The organism is Maritimimonas sp. 2210JD6-3 (assembly GCF_056591795.1).
Window position 1 is genome coordinate 52,832 of the sequence record NZ_JBWQOJ010000005.1, and the last position, 21,984, is coordinate 74,815.

General features: G+C 32.8%; 19 protein-coding genes. 7 read left to right on the plus strand and 12 right to left on the minus strand.

Annotated elements, in window-relative coordinates; all coding sequences use genetic code 11:
• Positions 1–17 precede the first annotated feature (17 nt).
• Positions 18–797 carry an amidohydrolase gene (locus AC1EUY_RS04030; protein WP_480194217.1) on the plus strand — a complete coding sequence of 260 codons (780 nt, stop codon included), beginning with the start codon at positions 18–20 and terminating at the stop codon, positions 795–797.
• On the opposite strand, the gene AC1EUY_RS04035 is transcribed toward AC1EUY_RS04030, so the two are convergent.
• The 11 genes from AC1EUY_RS04035 to AC1EUY_RS04085 all read right to left on the minus strand — a co-directional run bounded on the left by AC1EUY_RS04035 (position 794) and on the right by AC1EUY_RS04085 (position 14,559).
• Positions 794–1,225: a hypothetical protein gene (locus AC1EUY_RS04035; RefSeq protein WP_480194218.1), complete on the minus strand. Its 432-nt coding sequence runs from the start codon at positions 1,223–1,225 to the stop codon at positions 794–796. The genes AC1EUY_RS04030 and AC1EUY_RS04035 overlap by 4 nt on opposite strands.
• Before the next feature lie 92 nt (positions 1,226–1,317).
• Entirely contained in the window at positions 1,318–4,128 is a 2,811-nt protein-coding gene (locus AC1EUY_RS04040) for a TonB-dependent receptor (protein WP_480194219.1), read from the minus strand.
• 184 nt (positions 4,129–4,312) lie between these two features.
• Complete coding sequence (gene pgi, locus AC1EUY_RS04045) at positions 4,313–5,878, minus strand: glucose-6-phosphate isomerase (protein WP_480194220.1); 1,566 nt, start codon at positions 5,876–5,878, stop codon at positions 4,313–4,315.
• Between the two features lie 83 nt (positions 5,879–5,961).
• Complete coding sequence (locus AC1EUY_RS04050; RefSeq protein WP_480194221.1) at positions 5,962–7,230, minus strand: peptidoglycan DD-metalloendopeptidase family protein; 1,269 nt, start codon at positions 7,228–7,230, stop codon at positions 5,962–5,964.
• Positions 7,231–7,302: 72 nt separating this feature from the next.
• Positions 7,303–8,079: a DUF3108 domain-containing protein gene (locus AC1EUY_RS04055; protein ID WP_480194222.1), complete on the minus strand. Its 777-nt coding sequence runs from the start codon at positions 8,077–8,079 to the stop codon at positions 7,303–7,305.
• Positions 8,080–8,159: 80 nt separating this feature from the next.
• The gene (locus tag AC1EUY_RS04060; protein WP_480194223.1) at positions 8,160–8,381 is read right to left on the minus strand and encodes a hypothetical protein; all 222 of its coding nucleotides are present in this window, start codon (positions 8,379–8,381) and stop codon (positions 8,160–8,162) included.
• Between the two features lie 37 nt (positions 8,382–8,418).
• Complete coding sequence (locus tag AC1EUY_RS04065; protein WP_480194224.1) at positions 8,419–9,363, minus strand: tryptophan 2,3-dioxygenase family protein; 945 nt, start codon at positions 9,361–9,363, stop codon at positions 8,419–8,421.
• A gap of 27 nt (positions 9,364–9,390) precedes the next feature.
• Positions 9,391–10,716, minus strand: a complete 1,326-nt coding sequence (tilS, locus tag AC1EUY_RS04070) for a tRNA lysidine(34) synthetase TilS (RefSeq protein WP_480194225.1) — start codon at positions 10,714–10,716, stop codon at positions 9,391–9,393.
• Positions 10,717–10,754: 38 nt separating this feature from the next.
• Positions 10,755–11,837, minus strand: a complete 1,083-nt coding sequence (locus AC1EUY_RS04075) for an ABC transporter permease (RefSeq protein WP_480194226.1) — start codon at positions 11,835–11,837, stop codon at positions 10,755–10,757.
• Positions 11,838–11,850: 13 nt separating this feature from the next.
• Positions 11,851–13,965 (minus strand): carboxy terminal-processing peptidase, encoded by a 2,115-nt coding sequence (locus AC1EUY_RS04080; RefSeq protein WP_480194227.1) that lies wholly within the window; start codon positions 13,963–13,965, stop codon positions 11,851–11,853.
• Positions 13,966–14,037: 72 nt separating this feature from the next.
• Positions 14,038–14,559 (minus strand): hypothetical protein, encoded by a 522-nt coding sequence (locus AC1EUY_RS04085; protein WP_480194228.1) that lies wholly within the window; start codon positions 14,557–14,559, stop codon positions 14,038–14,040.
• Between the two features lie 125 nt (positions 14,560–14,684).
• On the opposite strand from AC1EUY_RS04085, the gene surE reads away from it, so the two are divergent.
• From surE to AC1EUY_RS04105, 4 genes are read left to right on the plus strand one after another with little or no spacing between them, the layout of a single operon-like run.
• On the plus strand, positions 14,685–15,455 hold the full coding sequence (gene surE, locus AC1EUY_RS04090) for a 5'/3'-nucleotidase SurE (RefSeq protein WP_480194229.1): 771 nt from the start codon (positions 14,685–14,687) through the stop codon (positions 15,453–15,455).
• Positions 15,452–15,733, plus strand: a complete 282-nt coding sequence (locus AC1EUY_RS04095; RefSeq protein ID WP_480194230.1) for a hypothetical protein — start codon at positions 15,452–15,454, stop codon at positions 15,731–15,733. Before surE ends, AC1EUY_RS04095 begins: the two co-directional genes overlap by 4 nt.
• Complete coding sequence (lpxB, locus tag AC1EUY_RS04100; RefSeq protein WP_480194231.1) at positions 15,734–16,879, plus strand: lipid-A-disaccharide synthase; 1,146 nt, start codon at positions 15,734–15,736, stop codon at positions 16,877–16,879.
• 19 nt (positions 16,880–16,898) lie between these two features.
• A complete protein-coding gene (locus AC1EUY_RS04105) occupies positions 16,899–17,243 on the plus strand; it encodes a hypothetical protein (RefSeq protein ID WP_480194232.1) in 345 nt (114 codons plus the stop codon).
• A 29-nt stretch (positions 17,244–17,272) separates the two neighbouring features.
• On the opposite strand, the gene AC1EUY_RS04110 is transcribed toward AC1EUY_RS04105, so the two are convergent.
• On the minus strand, positions 17,273–18,598 hold the full coding sequence (locus AC1EUY_RS04110) for an MATE family efflux transporter (RefSeq protein ID WP_480194233.1): 1,326 nt from the start codon (positions 18,596–18,598) through the stop codon (positions 17,273–17,275).
• Between the two features lie 299 nt (positions 18,599–18,897).
• Between AC1EUY_RS04110 and AC1EUY_RS04115 the strand changes: the two genes are divergently transcribed.
• Entirely contained in the window at positions 18,898–20,922 is a 2,025-nt protein-coding gene (locus AC1EUY_RS04115) for a ComEC/Rec2 family competence protein (protein ID WP_480194234.1), read from the plus strand.
• Between the two features lie 53 nt (positions 20,923–20,975).
• Positions 20,976–21,983 (plus strand): sugar phosphate nucleotidyltransferase, encoded by a 1,008-nt coding sequence (locus AC1EUY_RS04120; RefSeq protein WP_480194235.1) that lies wholly within the window; start codon positions 20,976–20,978, stop codon positions 21,981–21,983.
• Position 21,984: the final 1 nt, after the last annotated feature.

Here is a 21,984-nt window from a genome sequence, read left to right on the forward strand (position 1 = left end):
TTATGTAATTTTAAAACATGCAAAATGAATTAAATGTAGCTCTAGTACAAAGTGATTTGGTTTGGGAAAATCCAGAGAAAAATAGGCAACATTTTGAAAAAAAATTATCAGCAATTCCCAAAAATGTAGATCTTGTAATTCTTCCTGAAATGTTCACTTCGGGTTTTACTATGAATCCAGCACAGGTTTTCGAAATGATGGATGGCGTTACCGTGACATGGATGCAGCATATGGCTTCAAAATATAATAGTGCGATTACTGGCAGTATCGTTATTAAGGAAAATAATAACTTCTACAATCGTCTGCTCTTTATACGACCTGATGGAAGTATAGAATATTATGATAAACGACATACATTTACATTGGCAGGTGAACACAAAGTATATACAGCAGGCACTAATAAGCTTATTATCGACTATAAAGGATGGAAAATTTGTCCGTTAATATGTTATGACCTACGTTTTCCTGTTTGGTCTAGAAATGCAGAAGATTATGATCTCTTAATTTATGTTGCTAATTGGCCAAGAAAACGAATCGCTGCCTGGGACACGCTATTAAAGGCACGTGCTATTGAAAATATGAGTTATTGTATTGGTGTTAATCGTGTTGGATTTGATGCAAATAATTATGAATATATTGGCCATACTGCATGTTACGATGCGCTAGGAGAAAAGGTCGCTTCAACACCTCCTGGCGATGAAAAAGTAGCATACAGTACCCTCCATAAAGAAAGTAGTACCGCTTTAAGAGAGAAACTTCAGTTTTTAAAGGATCGAGATTCTTTTAGCATCCATTAAGAAAACCAAGCAGACCACGGAATTCTTAGCAGTATAAGGAACAATCCGAGACCATAAAAGATTGCAATGGTTTTAAATTTACCTTCATTCGTTTCTTGCCTTTTGTGACGTGACCAACCTATGGTTATTAAAGCAATCGCTAAAATCATAGTTAGAGGGTGTTCTATAACTTGAAAACGTAAAGGCGCATTGCCCATGGCTTCACCCATACCCACTTCACGTAGTTCTTGAAACCATGGACTCATAAAATACCAGACTACTCCTAAGAGAAACTGTATATGAGTAACGATTAGAGCAAAGAGGGATAAACGGAGGTCTTTATCCATGAAGGATTTTTTAGCAGCAATGCCCACTATAGCATTGGCAATAGCGGCTACTAACATTAGTAGGACAATAAAACCCCAATAGGAGTGCAACATTTTTAGCATGGTAAAAGTTATTTGAGTTTAACAAATATAATTAAATTTTGAGCATAAAAAACCCCGCAGGTGCGGGGTTAAATTATATTTCAAAAAGAAATTTAGAAAGTAAGTCTAGCTGATAGATTAAAAGTTCTTCCAAAACCAAAGAATACTTTGTTGTCAACATTTACTCCTTTATAAGTCTCTTCCTGACCAAATCTACCTGGAAAATAGTTTGTTGCTGATTCAGCAATATATTCAGTATTTGCCAAATTATTAACATTAAATCTAAAGTTAAGTGCGCTTTCACCAAAATTAACTCTATATGATATACCTCCATCAATTAATGCATAGCTTGGAAGCTGTAAAGAACCTTGATTATCTTCACTATCAAAGTCATCAGCACTAATTCGAGCATACAACTTATCAACATAACGTTGACTAAGATCTATTCTAAAGTTTTTGAAAGCCTTCCATTGAAATCCAAGACGAGCTGTAAATTGAGCTGCATCACCAACTTTTACACCATCCAAATATAATGTCTCTACCTGAGGAGTGCCCCCAACTGTAATTGGGTTTTGACTATCGTCAAAGTAAGCAGCTGAAACTGTAGAACCATATTCCCAATTATTTACAGACATCATACCTAAAACCCTTAATGCGTCGGTAGCTTTCCAATCTAAATCGAATTCAATACCTGTATGAACTTGTTCAACCCCAGACACATTTGCCGTCCCTTGAGTATCATCATCTCTATTATCTGGTGTATTATTAACATCAAAACTATTAGTTATGTTTATAAATCTATCTTTCCAAGAAGTTCTATAAATATTTACATTTGCTCTTACCTTTGGAGTTCTTAGGCCATAACCTACTTCTAAGCCTAGAATTTTTTCATTACGATAGTCTGGATTCAATTCATTAACGAAATTAATATAAACAGCATCAAAATTAGGTTGTTTAGAATAATATCCTGCATTACCATATACGTTATGTTTTTCATCGATATTCCAATTAATACCTCCTTTAATGTTTCCTCCAAAAATATTTTCCCAATCAGTTTCTTGGTTAGGATCAGAATCCAAATAATTGAAATAATCTATTCTTTTAAATCCTTGGTTAGATGCAGCTGCTTGAACAAATGCTGAGACAACACCATCAGTATATTCTAATTGGCCAAATACTCCTGCCCACCTTACTAAACCATCATTGTAGTAGTCTATTTTTTCTTCATCATCAGTATCTCGAAAAACATTCCATAAAGAACTTAAGTCTGAGCTATATTCTGTGGTTAATACATTAAATGGCTGATTTACATTATCATTATCACGATAACCATCAGCTCCTAATAAATTATCTATTCTTCTATAGTGAATACCTTTATATGATCTTAAATCAATACCTGTATCTAATGTTAAATTATCGTTTAACTTAGTATTTAAGTTAGCTAAAACACCGTACCAGTTGTGAGAATTAATCGAAGCTCTACGAATAGCTCCATTTCTTCTAAACACTCCGTCTAATCTATCAGCAGGATCTTCATCTTCATCAAAACCACTATATAGATCAGAGTCATTAACTATAAAAGTTCCTGTTTGAAAATCTAAGGCATTATTAAAAGTAAATCCTCTATTGAATTCTCCTCCCTGACCTGAGTTTGAATCAACTATTTCATTCCATAAAACTTCGCCAGTCGCTGGGTCTCTAAATCTACTTGAACTAGCAAACTGACCTCCTAAACGACCAATGTCTCCTGTTCCACCACCTCTACCAAAAGAAACATATGCAGAAGTTGATAAACTCATATTATCACTGATATCCCAATCCCAATTTACAAAAGCAATTGGTTTATGATAAAAATTCTTTCTCCATCCAAATTCTTCTCCATCAAGAAAACCATGGTTGTAGTTATATTTATCTCCATACTCTCTGTAATCTTCTAAAGTCGCCATGTTAAAGAAACTTGTAGTTCTTTGATTATGCGTTTGCGGTGCACCAGTAATTGTAAATTGAAGATTGTGATCTCCTCCTTTATCCCATCCAAAACTTAAGAAGTAATTGTAACCTTCAAATTCAGTACCTCTAATATAACCATCACCTGCCGTTCTGCTCAATAATACCGAGGTAGCAAAGCCATTTTCCATTAAACCTGTTGAGTATGACGCTAAAGTTTTTAAATAACCTTCATTACCAACCGTTGCTGCAACTACTCCACCTTGTTCTTTTTCAGTAGTTTTTGTAATAATGTTTACTGTCCCTCCTACTGAAGATATTGCAAGTTTAGAAGAACCTAAACCTCTTTGTACCTGCATAGCAGTTGTAACGTCTGATAACCCAGCCCAGTTAGACCAGAACACACGACCATTTTCCATATCATTTACAGGAACCCCGTTAATCATGACAGCAATATTCTCCTGACTAAAACCACGTATGTTCATACGTGCGTCACCAAACCCACCACCTGATTTAGTAGCATATACTGAAGGTGTATTATTTAAAATTTCAGGAAATTCTTGAGAGCCAAGCTCATTTATAATTTCTTGAGCTCTAATTGTAGATACTGCAACAGGAGTTTGTCTATCTTTAGCAATATCAATTAATGAAGTTGTGATTACCACTTCATCTAGAGCATTATCAGCTGCTAAAGTAATTGTTCCTAAATCTTTTGTTTCTCCTGAAGTTAAAGTGTATGAAATCTCCTTGCTTCCATAACCCACAAAAGAAATAACAATTGTTCCTGAACCTTCAGAAACATTTAACGTGAACTTACCGTCGAAATCTGTTTCGGTACCATTTGTAGTACCTTTAACGAGTACGCTAGCTCCAGGTAATGGACCTGTCTCGTCATTTACCGTACCAGTAATAGTTTGTGCATAGATAGCAGATACAGATAAAAGCATCGCTACCAATAAAAAAGTAATTTTTTTCATGTGTAAATAAAATTAGTTTGCGTTTTGCGCGGCAAATGTAAGTATTTAAAACTATTTACAACTTTAAGAAAACATTAACTTTTGCAAAACGAACAAATATAAATTTTTTGAAGGTTTTATATCCTTAAATTAAAAACAAGTTATTAAAAATCAGTTGCTTATTGTTAATAAGTTCTAGGGAAGCTTAGTTTAACAATTTATTTGCCATTTGCTTACCTAATTCAACACCAAATTGGTCAAAACTATAAATATTCCAGATGTATCCCTGCACAAAAGTTTTGTGCTCATAAATTGCTAGTAGTTTTCCTAATGAATTGGGTGTTAACTTATCGATAAGAAGTGTGTTTGAAGGCCTATTCCCTGCAAATACCTTATAGGGTAGTAGCGTATTTATTTTATCTAAATCATCAGAAAATTTAAGTTCTAAATGAACTTCTTCTTTTGTTTTACCTTTTAATAAAGCCTCAGATTGCGCAAAGAAATTAGCCATTAATTTTCTATGGTGATCTTCTTTACCATAAAGAGATTCAGAAAAACCAATAAAATCAACAGGAATTAATTTAGTGCCTTGGTGTACTAACTGCATGAAAGCATGCTGTACATTCGTACCTGTATTTCCCCAAATAATATTACCCGTTTGATACTCTATTTCATTACCAGCTCTATCTATTGACTTACCATTACTTTCCATTGATAGTTGCTGTAAATACGGCACTAATTGTGTTAAATATTGTGAATAAGGAATTACAACCTCACTATCAGTATGGTAAAAGTTATTGTACCAAATACTCAATAAAGCTAGTACCACTGGTATGTTTTCATGCATTGAAGCACTCGTAAAATGTTCATCTATTTCATAAGCTCCTTGCAAGAGCTCTTCGAATTTATCAAAACCTAAAGCGAGACTAATAGATAACCCCACAGCACTCCATAATGAATAGCGGCCACCAACCCAGTTCCACATGGTAAATACATTTTCATCTGCAATACCAAATTCCTTAACTTTTTGAAGATTCGTAGATACAGCAATAAAGTTATGCTTGATATCTTCTTCTGTTGCTGATTGTAAAAACCACTCTTTAACAGTTAATGCGTTCGTTAAGGTCTCTTGCGTTGTAAAGGTTTTAGAAACAATAATAAAAAGCGTTGTTTCTGGATTAAGATTCTTAAGTACTTCTGAAACATGATCTCCATCTATGTTAGAGATAAAATGTGTATTTAGATGGTTTTTGTAGTATTGAAGTGCATCAACGACCATGCGCGGACCAAGGTCTGAACCTCCAATGCCAATATTTACAATATCTGTAATTATTTTACCTGTATATCCTTTATGGTTTCCAGAAATTACTGTGTTTGAAAATACTTTAATTTTATCTAATGAAGCATTGACCTCAGGTATTACATCAATACCGTCAACCAAAACGGGTGAACCATTTTTATTCCGCAATGCCGAATGTAAAACAGCCCTTCCTTCAGTTTCATTAACTTTTTCACCTGAAAAAAGTTTTTGAATACCTTCCTTCAAATCAACCTCTTCAGCAAGTTCTTGTAAGAGCTCAAATGTTTCATTAGTAATTCTATTCTTAGAAAAATCTAATTGTACATCTTTATACTCAATAGAAAAGTTGTTTTTTCTCTGATCATCTTTGGCAAATAGCGATTGCATTTTAACCTCTTTAATTTGATTAAAATGTTTTTTAAGTTTTTTCCAAGCTTTGGTGGTGGTAGGGTTGATCTTTTTAAGCGGCATGCGTTTATTTTTAACCAAAATTAAGACATCCGTAAAAAAACAGCAAAAAGAACGAACTATTAATTTGCTAAAACGGTATAGTTTTATATTTCGTCTTCAGAAAGTATTGCAACAGCCTCTGGTTCTTCAACAACAATACCATCTAGTTGTTCTTTGTAAGGGGCTATATACTGTAAGTATCCTGCTTTTAATTCTTCTTTTATAGGTTCTGCTGAAGGTAGTTTTTGTTTGAAAGGATCTACTTGAACACCATTTTTCCAAAACCGATAGCAAACATGTGGACCTGAAGTATTTCCTGTCATTCCCACCGTACCAATAACATCACCTTGCTTTACAAAATCACCAACGTTAACATTTCGCTTTTTCATATGAAGGTATTGCGTAGAATAGGTCGAATTATGTTTTACTTTTACATAATTGCCATTACCTCCTCTGTAGCGCGATTCAACTACTGTACCGTTAGCTGTACTTTTTATGGGTGTGCCCACAGGAGCCGCAAAATCGGTACCTCTATGTGCCTTCACTCGGCCATAATATTTAATGCGCCTTTTTAAATTATATCTTGATGATATCCTACTAAAATTTAGCGGTGCTTTTAAGAATTGACGACGCAAATTTCCTGCTTTGTCATCATAAAAATCGGCAATATTTTTAGTAGAGTCTGTAACATAATTAAATGCATAAAATGGACTGTTTTTATGTTCAAAATAAGCTGCTTTTACATCACCAATACCTACATATGTTGAATCATCAACAAATTTTTCTTCGAAGATAATTTTGAAGTTATCTCCTTTTTGTAAATGAAAAAAATCTACAGTCCAAGCATAAATTTCAGACATTTCATTAACAAGATTATAATCTAAACCTTGCTCATCCATCGTTTCAGACAACGTAGAACTAATAGAACCAGAAGCCTCTCTAACTATGGTTTTTACTTTTTTCTTTTGAAGTTTCGTTGTAATTGAATCTCTAAAATCTATAACCACATATTCGATTTTATTAGGTTGATAAATAAATACCTTTGCTTTTTCGAGCGTATCATTACTGGCTAAAATTGTATAGGGTTTACCCGCTCTTAATCTGCGAACATCGAACGAATCTTTAGAAACTTCTGCAATTTTGAATATTTCATGTGGTGCAACATGGTTTCTATCTAAGATTTCACCAAAAGTTTCATCTTTTCTAATAGTATCTTCTATTACTTTATAATCATTGTAAATAAAACCGAATCTTTGCATAATTTTTTCTTTTTCTATTGGGATTTCACCTTCAAAATCAGAGGCCAAGTTTTTATCTTCTTTACAGGAAAAAATTAATAATGGAAGTAATAGGGGAATAATAAAATACTTCATTTAATGAGTTAGCGTTAGTAATAGGATTTTACAAAACTACTATTTTAAACGAAATTTTTGTTAAGGATTCTGTTAAAATATAATTGGAAAAGAATTCGCTAATCCTTTATAGGCATCTAAATCAGCACGTAACGATCCGACAGCCAAGGATGCTTTTATACGCAGTGGTATTTTATTTTCATCGGCACTTACCCACACCGTTAAACTTTCCTGCTCCTTAAAAACACGACCCGCTTGAACAACAGGTCTAAACTTTAACGATGCTACCTTACCAAATTTCGTTTTTATGGTTTCTTTTCCGAGAAATCGAAGTTTAAATTTATATTCTTCTTCATCAAAAAACATAGTAAGAGAGACTTCGTCTCCTGTTTTCATGGTGCTTAGATCATGATTTCTTAAATGGTATAGTGTAGAAACCATATCTTGGACATCTGTTGTTAATTTATACGTTTTCTCTCTATTTTTCTTTTTATTTTTAACCAATACTGTATTCGCATCTTGATCGAATAGTAATTCTTTATCTTTGGTATGACCTCCTTCGTTTATCTTTCTTATAAATCGATAGGGTAATAACGATTCTTTATAAAAATAGGTTTCATAGTTGTCTTTTACTTTAAAAAACCAGCTTATTACACCTGTAGTTTTTCCTTTTCCTACAATATGAAACGCTTCTTTACCATTATTCTTTGTTTCTTTTATTTGTAATGTCGCATTACCAGCATTTAAAAAGTTACTATAGCTAATACGGTATTTAAGCCATTCTCCTTTTTTAAATGCCTCGGGTTCGGACTGCGCTGCAACAGTAACTGCAGCAAATACTATAAGTATGATAAGTTTAATTTTATACATAATATTTCCCTTTATCAGGTAGAAATACAATTACTGTTCCAAAAATAAAAACTCCAAAAAAACTAAATGTCTAAAGGAGTTTAAATTCTCTGATATATACTCGTTCCATCCTCATCAGATATAGAAAATATATTTCCATCAGCATCACAACCTAAATCAATTGAGTTACCATTAAAAGTAATCGATTGTAGTTTCCATTGACCAATAAAAGGATCAGAAATAGAGTCATCATCACTACATGAGGTGAAAAATAAAGATATAGTAATACATAAAAATAGAATTACTTTTTTCATAATTGTCATTTTAATTTTTGGTTAAACTCTTAATCAAACGAATTACTTATAACAATATTTTATGAGAAGTTAGATTATCTACTCCCCAGTTATCAAGTTCCTCTTGACTCCATAAATCTGGGAAAAATATACGACGTTGAAATCTTGGGTGCATGTATTTTTGCCATTCACTTCCTCCAGTCGCTTCTATATCTTCACCACCAATGTATTTTTGAGCTGCATTATAATGAGACATTACCCAACGAACATTCACGGTGTGATCATAATGTCGCATCGCATTTCTAAGATCTATATTCTCTTGATCTTTCTTTGGTAATGACTTAAATTTAGCATACAAATTAATACTATTGTATTCTTTCATAGTTCTCAAGAAGGTGTCTTTATATTTTTCTTCAAACTGTTCAAGAAAATAGAGTTTTTTACCTGTTTTATAATCTTTACCTGCTGCTTGCCAATATAAATGTTCGAAGGCATGCTCAAAAGGTGTATTTCTATCTATTGTCTTTCTAAAACGATAATCAATAAGATTAACCAGCTCTGTTGAGCAAAACTCTATAAGTCGATATTGTGCACTTTGAAAACCACTAGCAGGTGTTAAAGTATCTCTGAATTTCAAATATTGGTCACGTTCCATACCTTCTTGCATAATAGAGAAAGAAGTGGCTAGCATATCGAAATAACGACTAATACGCATTAATCGAGAAGCAAAAAAAGCAGTTGTCAACTCTTCATTATCTGATACTTGATTAATCTCCCAAAGTATCATCTTAAATAGGAGCTCATTGATTTGATGATACATAATAAATACCATTTCATCTGGCAAGACCGTTCTTTGAACTTGAAGGTTTAATAATGCATCGGTTTGAATATAGTCCCAATACGTTATGGGTTTACTTCGTAATAAGCCATCTAAGTGCGTATCTAGATCTTGACCTATGGCATCGTATTTATTTTTGAGCTGTTGTAGCTGCTTTTCAATTTCTTTATCCATTTTCGAAATTCTATTCGTACAAATATACTATGCTTCTTTGTATTCTATTTGAAGTATTTTTTTCGTCTCTTTAGTTACCTTAAATCGGTCATCAAGACGCTTACCAACAACCCAAATGATTTTGTTTTCAGTACAAAGTAACCATACTCGTTCTTTGTTTAGTAATGATAGCTTTTCATCTTTAAAGTATTTACTCAACTTCTTTTTACCTTTCATTCCTAAAGGGTAAAAATAATCGCCTTCTTGCCATTTTCTTAACGTTAACGGAAAGCAAAGTTTATCAGCATCTACATATACTTTATAATGATTTTTATTGACTAATTCAGCATGCTTAACTTCGTTTAAGAGCATGGAAAATTCATTCGTTGTAAGTGCTCTATCGTCTTCATTAATAGTAAAATCTGTTACTTTGTTTTCTTCTAATAGCTCTTCTAGTAACAAAAAATTGCGGTCTTTAATTAATCGATGTGTAGCGCTTAGAACCTGCTTACCAGATTGGGCATCTAAAAGGCTGTAAACATCATTCCATTCTGTAAAATTGTATTTTTTTAGGAGTTCATATAAATACGCTCGTGGATGCGATAGCCCTTTAATTTTGGCAATATCAAATTTTTTGAGTTTGCTGTCTTTCTCTGTAATTACATCTTTTACTACTTCAATTATTCTATCGTCTATAATTTCTTGGCTTTGTTGTAAATAGGTTGTTGTGTTTCTAAAAGAATATAGTAGGTTAGGGTTTATTTCCTCCAACAAAGGAATCACTTCATGTCGAATTTTATTACGAATATATTTCGTTTCAGCATTACTAGCATCTTCTCGCCAAATGATATCGTTTTCATTGGCAAAAGTTTCAATTTGCGCTCTTGAAAACGCTAATAATGGGCGAATAACCGTATTGTTCATTTCAGGAATCCCGGTAAGTCCTTCTAATCCTGTGCCTCGAGTCAAGTTGATAAGAAACGTTTCAAGACTGTCATTTAAATGATGTGCCGTAACAATATAATCGAGCTTATTTACTTTTAAAAGTTCATCAAACCAATTGTATCGTAATTGACGCGCCGCCATTTGTATAGACAACTTCTTTTTTTGAGCATATCGTTCTGTATCAAATTTCTTAGTGTGTATTACTAAGCCTAGATTTTTTGCTAATTCATGTACCAACTGTTCATCTCTATCAGATTCTTTTCCGCGTAAGCGAAAATTACAATGTGCTAACTGTAAGTCAAATTTAGATGCATGTAATACATGTGTTACAACTACACTATCTATACCGCCCGAAATAGCTATGAGAAGTTTTTTGCCTTTTAAGAAGGGAAATTGCCTGTTTATATGTTTCTGAAATGCTACTAACACAGAAACAAAGGTAAAATAAACTCGGCTGTTTTTTCCATTTAATTTCTAACATCTAGCGCATCGCGCATCGCATTACCTACTAACATAAATGCCATTACTAAACTCATAATCGCAAGACCAGGAATCACGGCCAAATAGGCTTTGCCTAAAATAATATAACTATAATGATCTTTGATCATGGCGCCCCAAGAAGGTGTTGGAGGTTGTGCACCAATACCCAGAAAACTGAGCCCACTTTCTATTAAAATGGCAGCGGCAAAATTGGCAGCAGAAATAACAATAACAGGAGCCATGATATTGGGTAAAATATGCCTAAATATAATTCTAGCATCAGAAAAACCTAAGGCTTTAGCTGCTTCTACATATTGTTGCTCTTTAGTGCTAATTATTTGGCCTCTAACTACACGTGCAACCTCTACCCACATGGTTAAACCCACTGCAATAAAAACCTGCCAAAAACCTTTTCCTAGAGCTAATGTGATCGCGATAACAAGTAATAGGGTAGGTATTGACCAAGTAATGTTTATAAGCCACATGATGAAGGTATCTATTTTACCTCCAAAATATCCAGCAATAGCGCCAATGGTTATCCCAATAACTAAGGATATAAAAACAGCAATAAAACCAATGAAAAATGAAATTCTGGCACCGATTAACATTCTACTTAAGAGATCTCTACCATACTTATCGGTTCCTAAAATAAATTTCTTCTCTTTTATAAATTTTTCTGGATTTCCTTCAAATAAGGCTATCGGGAATTTTTGAATTTGTCTTTCTATATTACCCTCTACGTATGGTTTTATTTCAAGCTCGTCACCAACAATCTTATATTCAGAAATTGGTATTTCTGTTCCCACATGTTGTTTGCCAAAAAAAAGGGTGCTTATAAAAGATTCTTGATTGGATTCCTTTGAAGGAATTGTAAGCATCATTACTTTAAAACCAGGCTTTTTAGAATGTATTTCAAGGTGCATTTGGTTTGCATTACTAGAGTCGTCGGGAGCAAATAAGTATGCAAAAATAGCAACAATACCTATTGCAATAATAAACCAAAAACTAAAAAGCCCTGAGCGGTTCTTTTTAAACTTTTTCAGGGCTAATTGTGTAAGTGAATTTGACACTTAGTATATAAAATTAGTGTTTTACAAATGCTTGATACTTCTTTAATTTTAATTCTGCCAAAACATTAATACCTTCTTCAATATAAATATCTTTTGTAAGGTTTCTATGCCAAGCTTTACGCTTATCTGCTAAGGTATTGTCTTGGGCAACTAGAGGTTTTTCGTAAGCAGGTGATTCAAATGTAAGATTATTTTTGTAATCGTAAATTGCCTTAAATTTTTTACTTTCTGCTTCTCTTTTTTCTAATTTTTGAACATAATCTTTATAATTTAGCGTTACTTCATTTTCATCTTGTCCTTCTTTTAACCACTTCGCGTTTTTGTCAATCAATATAAATTGCGAATTATTCTCAATTCGTTTTTTACTGTTATTTACTACTTCATTGAAGTTACTATAGTTATCCCACGTTTTATAATTTGCATTCTCAATCTTGTCCCATGCTAAAGGATTCTCTTCATCACGTTCACCAATATTCATATAGGTATATCTTCCTGGCATTGCCACATCTGAAGCTACTCCTTTTAATTGTGTAGAACCACCATTTACACGATAGAACTTCTGAATTGTCATCTTTAAAGCGCCTAGGTCTTTATCATACTTATAGTAGTTGTTTAATGGTAATACATTTTGTACAGTTCCTTTACCAAAGGTTTGCTTACTACCGATAATGACTGCCCTATTATAATCTTGCATAGCAGCAGCAAAAATCTCTGAAGCTGAAGCTGAAAGTTCATTTACTAATACTACTACTGGTTTATTCCAACGAATTGCAATATCTTTATCTTTTCTCACTTTAGGTTTTCCATCACGATATTTAACTTGCACTACCGGGCCATCTTCGATGAATAATCCTGCAATGGCAATCGCTGTTTCAAGTGAACCTCCGCCATTATTTCTAAGATCAATTAATAACCCTTCTACATTTTCTTGTTTCATACGCTCTATTTCACGCGCCATATCTGTAGCTGAATTTCTAAAATTACGTTCACTAAAATCGATATAAAATTTTGGAAGGTTAATCACGCCAAATTTTCTACCATCTTTCTTTACTACAGAAGTTTTGGCAAATGTTTCTTCTAACTCTACAATATCTCTTATGATTGGAATAATTTTCGTAGTACCGTCTATTTTTTTAACTGTCAGCCTAACTTCAGTTCCTTTTTTACCTTTGATAAATTCTATAGCATCGTCTAGGCGCATACCAACTATATCTAAAGGTTCTGCTTCGGCCTGTGCTACTTTTAAGATAATATCACCCACTTCTAACTGACCATCTCGCCAAGCTGGACCACCTGATACTAATTCAGCAACTTCGGTAAAATCACCTTTTCTACGTAAACGAGCGCCTATGCCCTCTACTTTTCCAGCCATATCAATATCAAACTTCTTTTTGATTCTTGGAGCAAAATAGGTTGAGTGTGGATCGAATTCACCAGAAATACTATTAATAAAAACCGAGAACCAATCGTTGTCATCTAAGTCATCCATAAAATCGAAGAAATCCTCCATACTTTTTTGTGTAGATTCTCTAGATTCTTTTTCAAGGTCTTCAAAAGATTTCATTTTATAAGAAGCATCTTCTTTTTGTTTCTCTTTTTCTGACTCTAAATTTTCGTGCAACCTCACTAAGGTATTTAGTTTTAGTTGTTTTCTCCAATTACGGATAAGCTCTACTTCGTTTTTCGCAAAAGGCTTAGTATCATAATCTACATTAAGGTTTTCATCCTTACTAAAATCAAATGGATGTTTTAAGATTTCTTTATAAAAAGCACGGGTTTCTTTCAATCTTTTTGCATATCTATCATACACGATATTATAAAATGTTAAATCTTCATTTTTAATCTGATCGTCAATTTTATCCTTATAAAAAGCGAAGGTCTTTAAATCTTCTTGCGTAAAAAATCGCTTAGTTGGATCTAATCCGTCGATGAAATCATCATAAACCGATGCAGAAAAATCATCATTAATATCTTGAGGATCATAATGTCCTTGCGTCAAGGCGTATCGAATTAATCCTAATAAAATCTTATCCTTTTCAGGATCTTTAGCTTGTTTTTTAAACGTAAAACTCAGTAAGATTCCTGTCAATAGTACCAGTGGTACTATTATCTTATAATTTCTTTTCATATATTCTATCAATCGGTTCATTTAGTTCATTAAGTCAACTACTAAAATAATGCCAATTATCGTAAATATAGCCTATTTAACAGTTTTTTTGTATATCCCTCGAAAGACTTCTTGTACTAGTTTTTGTTGCTCTGAAAAAATCTCCCACACTTGTGTAACAGACTTATCATCGTTAAGTTTCCAGGTGATTTGGTTGTAATATTTCCCTTTTTCACCATCAACTAATGCGCTTTTTAGCACCATCTTTCCATCAATATAGCTACCTTTTAACGTTAAATTAAAGCCAGAATTGTCCACCCATAGCTGATTCCATGTTTTTTCTTTCGTATCATAATAATTATAACTAGTTCCTCGGTTAACCCCAGAAGATTTCCATTGCTCTTTCATCACACAATTATTATACTCTTTTGTAATGGTATTTGTGCCAACAATCTTATCATTAACGTCATAAACGATCCATTCTCCTAACCAAAAATTAAATTCATCATGAGCACTCGTACAACAAGGGCATTGATTTTTTTGTTGTGCTTCTACAAAAGTTAACGACAGAAAAAAGAAAGCTATTATAAAAAATAGATTTTTAGGCTTCATCATTAGATAATTTTGGAGAAGTACAATAATACTGTTTTTAAGGCTACGCGGTTACTAACAAAATGTTAAACATTTATAAAGTTTCTAAGGTTAAAAAATAGTAGTTTTGCTTGACTAATTTTTCAAATATGAATGAAAAACCTTTGATTCTCGTTACAAACGATGATGGTATTACAGCTCCCGGAATTCGTACCTTAATTTCTGTAATGAATGAGATTGGTGATGTTGTTGTTGTAGCTCCCGATAGCCCTCAAAGCGGTATGGGGCATGCTATAACCGTTAATGATGTATTACATTGCAACCCCGTGACGGTTGATGATGGTCCACAATTAGAGTATAGCTGCTCAGGTACTCCTGCAGATTGTGTAAAAATGGCAGTGAATGAAATATTAAATAAAAAGCCTGATCTATGTGTTTCTGGCATTAATCATGGTTCTAACTCGTCAATCAATGTAATTTATTCTGGTACCATGAGTGCTGCAGTAGAGGCAGGTATTGAAGGAGTACCTGCTATCGGATTTTCTTTACTTGACTATAATTGGGATGCTGATTTTCGTCCTTCAAAAGAGTTTGTAAAAAAAATTACGCTCAGTGTTCTTAAAAACAAACTTCCCGAAGGCGTTGTTTTAAACGTAAATATTCCTGAACTTGAAAAAGAAGCTATCAAAGGAATTAAAATTTGCAGACAGGCGCATGGAATCTGGAAAGAAGATTTTGACAAGCGCACCAATCCGTTAGGAAAAGATTATTATTGGCTGTCTGGGAAATTTGAAAATTTAGATCATGGTCAAGACACTGATATTTGGGCATTAGAAAATGGATATATCTCTGTAGTACCTACACAGTTTGATCTTACTGCACATCATTATATTCAAAAATTAAACAACTGGGATCTATGATTCGCAAACATATTTTTACAGGAATTTTAGTTGGGCTTTTAACCACAACAATAGGATTTTACTTATATGTCGAGCTTGCACTGCAAGGCACCTTTTCTGAAGCATTACAGGTTGTGCGAGAAAAGAAATTATTAGGTATGGTATTAAGTATCTCGGCAATACCCAATTTACTCGCATTTTTTGCCTTTATTAAACAGAAACAAGACTATAAAGCAAGAGGTGTTTTAATTGCTACTTTTATCGTAGCCTTTATTATTTTAATTACGCAATTTTTATAGATGAAATATTACCTACTTGCGGGTGAAGCTTCAGGAGACTTACATGCTTCAAATTTGATGAAAGCTTTGCAAAAGCAAGACCCAAATGCTGAGTTTCGTTTTTGGGGTGGTGATCTAATGGAACACGTTGGAGGTGAGTTGGTAGTTCATTACAAGAAGCGTTCTTTTATGGGTTTTGCTGAAGTCATTGGAAACTTAAGAAAAATCCTGGGATTTATTTCATTTTGTAAGAAAGATATTGCTCAATACCGTCCTGATCTAATAATTTTTATTGATAATTCTGGTTTTAATTTACGTATTGCCAAATGGGCGAAACAACAAGGGCTTACAACTAATTATTATATCTCTCCTCAAGTATGGGCCTCGCGCGCCAGCAGGGTAACAGCCATTAAAAGAGACATTGATAAGATGTATGTTATCTTGCCTTTCGAAAAAGATTTTTATAAAAAATACAATTATCAAGTTTCCTTTGTTGGTCATCCTTTATTAGACGCTATAGCTGATAAATCTAAAATTGATGAAAGTTCTTTCAGAAAAGCGCATGATCTCAGTGATAAGCCTATTATTGCGTTGCTTCCTGGTAGTAGAAAACAAGAAATTACTAAGATGTTATCTGTTATGCTTACTATGGTTGATAAATTTAAAGATTATCAGTTTGTGATTGCTGGTGCGCCAAGCCAAGATTACAGTTTTTATAAGCAGATTATGGGTTCTACCAATGTTCGCTTTGTAAATAATAAAACATATGATCTCTTAACATTAGCATATGCAGCTTTAGTTACTTCGGGAACTGCTACTTTAGAATCAGCATTGTTTAAAGTACCACAAGTTGTGTGTTATAAAGCAGGGAATATATCGTATCAAATAGCGAAGCGAATTATCACTTTAAAATTTATTTCTCTTGTGAATCTTATCATGGATAAAGAAGTTGTCACCGAACTCATTCAAGGTGATTTTAATACCAAAAGATTAGCGCAAGAACTTACAAATATATTAGAAGGTAAACATCGAGAGCAATTATTCGAAGATTATTATGAGCTTGAACAAAAATTGGGAGGTAAAGGGGCTAGCGAAGAAGCTGCCTCCTTAATCTATAAAAACTTAACCTCTCAAACGTCAACAACAGAAGCTAGATTAAAGAAATAAGCACTTAAACTATATTATTATGGAAGCCAGCGAATTTGTAACTGAAATTAAAAAATTAATTATCGACGAGAATTTGTCTATTTATAAAGATCTCTTCAAAAACACAAGCAAAAGTGAAGCCACAGATTCATATTGGACAGAAGCTTTGAACTTTTTTGAAAGACTAGATTCAAATGAAAGATCTGTCTTATTTAAAATAATTAAACAAACTCAAATAGATACATTGTCAAATCTTTTTGCGCTCTTAGATGGTGTTACTTGGCTCGATAATCAAAAAGCCGATTTTCAATTAAAAGTTGAAAATTCAAATAATATCATTAGTGGATCACTCCAGGATATTTTCTTAGAACTAACAGAAAAATAATTACAGCTTGTTTATTCCTATTAAGTAGTTTACGTTTTAATCAAATATTTCTTTCTGAATTTGACTATAAGAATGGCCATTCTTAAAAACATCCAAACGGTAAAAGCTATCCAAATGCCATGTAGTTTTAACCCAAAATAATCTGCAGTTAATAACACGGGTATAAATCCTAAAAAAGTAGCTATTAATAAGGTATTTCTAAGTGTTACTGCTTCGGCCAACCCTTTAAATAGTCCATCAAAAATAAAAGCAATTGCATTTAATGGTTGCATAAGAACAACTATCCAAAAAACAGCATAAAAATGATCTAGTACTAAAGTATCTTGCGTAAATAAGTTCCCAATTGGTTTGTAAAACACAAAACAAACCACGGCTAAAATAGCTGCTATAACCACAGCGTATTTTGTAAGATCTATACTCAATTTCCAAAGATTTTTATAATCTTTTTCTCCTAATAATCTTCCTGAAACAATATTACCAACGCTTGAATATCCATCTATAAAAAAAGCAAAAAACAACCATATTTGAAAAGCAATCGTTTGTGCAGCAATATAATTATCACCATACTTAGTAGCATAAGCATTCGCGAAGTATAGGGCAATATTTAGTGCAGAAGCCCTTATAAATAAATTAAAACTGAGACTTAGCAAACGTTTAATCTCTTTGTTAAAGGGGATTGTAAATTTTAAATTAAAAGGTGTTTTTTTAAGCATTAACACAAATGCAAATAGAGCCATCGTTATTTGAGCAATGACACTAGCATAAGCAGCCCCTTGAATATGCATGGCAGGAATAAATCCCTCTACACCAAAAATAAATACATAATCTAATACAATATTTAATACAGTACCAATGATACTGATGATCATGGGCCAATACGTATTTTGCATACCCCGAAATACACCAAAAACCGAAAATGTAAACAAGGTAAATGGCAGCCCAATCGCCCTAATCTTGTAATACGCTACCGAATAGTTGAGTATTAATCCTTCTGCATTATACAGTCTAAAAATAGCTTCGACAAAAAAGAGTGTAATAATGTATAATACTGCGCTAAGGCCTACATTTATGAATATAATTTGAGCTGGTAGTGTTTTTATCGCTGCTAATTTATTAGCACCTAAATATTGAGCAATAATGGCTGAAATGGCTGATCGCGTTTGCGCAAGAATCCAGAATAATGCCGATAAAAAAGAGCCTGCAATGCCCACTGCTGCCAACGACTCAACAGGGTTCAAATCTACATTACCAACAATAGCAGTATCTGTAATAGACAATAATGGCTCAGCAATACCTGAAATAATAGCTGGTATTGCTAATTTATTTATCTGACTAAAAGTAATTTTAGGTTTCAAATGCGCTAGGTTCGAGGAAAGTCGCGAAGTTCGTAAAAAACTTACTGATGAGAACTAAAAAAAGCCTCCCTTGTATCATGAAACAGTTGAGACTTTTAAATTAAATAACTCTAAATTTTTCTTTTACTAGTAATTTTCCATCTATAGGCACATGTATTATTTACTCAAATATAGTAGCTTATTATCAGCCTTTTAACTAAAACTTACCAAACTACACACTTTCTTAATAAACGGTCTGTTTTTTACAATAAATGGTATTTAAAGTGCTTTTGTTTAGAATTTTAGCTAAATTTATTTATATGTCATTGCTGAAATATATTCCGTTTCAATTATGTATCTGCTTACTATTGGGTAGTATAACTGGCTTTTACCTAAATATAAATAGTTCAGTAATAGTATTAATTACGAGTAGTATATTACTATTACTTACCATGTCTTATTTTTTTACCAATAAACAATTAAAACCATCTTATAGTTTTTCTATTTTATCATTCTTGCTATTCTTTTGTATAGGAATACAGGCTATTTCTTTTAGAAAGGGAAACTTTCAAAAAAATCATTACACAAAATTTTCTGCTAATGAAACTATGGTTTTAAAAGTTCGTTCAATATTAAATCCCACAGATTATTACTACAGATATAAAGCAGAAGTAATTCAAGTTGGTGCTAACAAGTCAAAAGGAAAAATTCTACTTAGAGTAAAAAAGGATTCTTTGTTTGAAGGGCTAAATGTGGATACCAGACTAATCGTTAAAGCTACTTTAAGTGAAATTGAAGCTCCTAAAAACCCTTATCAATTTAACTATAAATTATATCTAAAAAAACAAAATATATTACATCAAGTCTCGATAAGCGCAGGTGCGTTTTTAAAAGAGTCGAAGGGTTCATCTACCCTCAAAGGCTTCGCTTATCAATTCAGAAAAAGAGTAATTAAAAACCTCAGGGTTTCTGGTTTTAACGGTGATGAATTGGCAATTATCAATTCATTATTATTAGGAGAGCGGCAAGAAATTTCAAAAGAATTAAAAGAAAACTACACTAAAGCTGGAGCCATTCATATACTAGCTATTTCGGGCTTACATATCGGTATTATTACCCTCTTTCTAAGTCTAATTTTACGTCCTTTACATCGTCTCAAACATGGTAAAACCATAAGTGTAATTATCATTGTTGTTTTACTTTGGATTTTCGCATTCATCGCAGGACTTTCTGCTTCAGTAGTAAGAGCAGTAACCATGTTTAGCGCTATTACTTTTGCTGTTTTAGGAAATCGTCAAAAGAATGTTCATCATGCACTTATTTTTTCAATATTCATACTGCTACTAATATATCCTTTCTATGTTTTTGATGTTGGTTTTCAACTAAGTTATGCCGCTGTTTTTTCAATTGTATCTTTTCAACCTATTATTGAAAAAACATATCGCCCTAAATTTAAAATCATACACTATTTTTGGAAATTACTTACGGTGTCGTTGGCTGCGCAGTTAGGTGTTTTGCCATTGAGTTTATATTATTTTCATCAATTCCCAGGATTATTCTTCTTAACTAATATCATCATTATTCCGCTCTTAGGTTTTATCCTTTCTTTTGGCTTAATTATTATACTACTGTCATTTGCCGGGCTCTTACATAAAACCCTTGTTACAATTTATGATTACATCATTCATAATATGAATCAATTTATAAACTGGGTTGCAACTAAAGAAGCATTTATATTCGAGAATATATACTTCTCGATCTTCTTATTAATCACTTCATACTTATTTATTTTAAGTATTTATGTATTCTTGAGAAAAAAATCCTATAAAAATTTGATCTATGTTCTATCTTCTTTAGCACTTATACAAACCATGTTTGCTTATGAAAAATTTAAAAATAGTATTGCAACAAATGTTATAATTTTCAACAAGAACCAGTCATCATTAATTGCCAAACGATCTGGACAAGTTGTAAATTTTTATAGTAATGACTCTATAAAATCAACCGATTATAACATCAAATCTCTTATACAAAAGAATATGTTAAAACACTGGACAATTAAAAATGAAATTCAGCCAACACAATTAGTAGAGCATGATCTATTAATCGTTGATAGTTTAGGTGTTTATGATATTAAAAATCTAGCTCCAAAAAGCATCTTATTGACACAATCTCCAAAAATCAACCTAGATCGACTAATCGACAAATTTAAGCCTGAGTTAATCATTGCTGATAACTCAAATTATAAGAGTTTTGTTAATCTTTGGGAAAACACCTGTAAAAAACATACTATTTCTTTCTATTATACCAATAAATTGGGTGCCTTTTCGTTAGAGAATAAGTAAAGATAAGCTGTTAGTATTTTAGCTATATTTGCGGCATTCGAAAAAAGAAAAAAATGAAGATTATTGTACCTATGGCGGGTATTGGCTCGCGATTAAGACCACACACATTAACAATACCCAAACCACTCACAAAAATTGCTGGTAAACCTATAGTGCAGCGCCTTGTAGAAGATATTGTAAAAGTATTAAAACAAGATGTTGAAGAAATTGCATTTGTTATAGGTCCCACTTTTCCTAAAGATACTGAGCAAAAATTGCTTGCCATTGCTGAAAGTTTAGGAGCTAAGGGCGTTGTTAATATTCAAGAAACAGCTCTAGGTACTGCACATGCGATTCAATGTGCCAAAAATTCTTTAGAAGGACCTTGTGTAGTTGCCTTCGCAGATACTTTATTTAAGGCAGATTTCACCTTAGATGCAAGTAAAGATGGAGCTATTTGGGTTAAACAAGTAGAAAACCCAAGTGCATACGGTGTCATAAAATTACAAGATGGTATTATTACTGATTTTGTTGAAAAACCTGAAACTTTTATCTCTGATTTAGCCATTATAGGAATCTATTATTTTAAAGATGGTGGTGTTCTACGAGAGGAAATTCAGTACTTACTTGATAATGACATTAAGGATAAAGGAGAGTATCAACTCACAAACGCACTTGAAAACATGAAGCAAAAAGGTGCTCAATTTGTTCCTGGTAAAGTAGATGAATGGATGGATTGTGGCAATAAAGAAATTACTGTTGAAACCAACGGTAGAGTGTTACAATTTGCGCATGCTGAGGGTCAAAATCTTGTGTCAAAAAATGTAATTTTAGAGAATTCTGAGATTATACAACCTTGTTATATTGGAGATAATGTTCGGTTAGTAAATACTAAAATTGGTCCCAATGTTTCTCTTGGCACAGATTGTGTTGTTGAAGATTCTACGATACAAAATTCGTTAATTCAAAGTAACACAAAAATAAAAAATGCCAATTTAGACAATGCCATGATAGGAAATAATGTTGAATATAATGGAGATTTTACGTCTATTAGTATTGGCGATTATTCGAAGTTGATTTAGA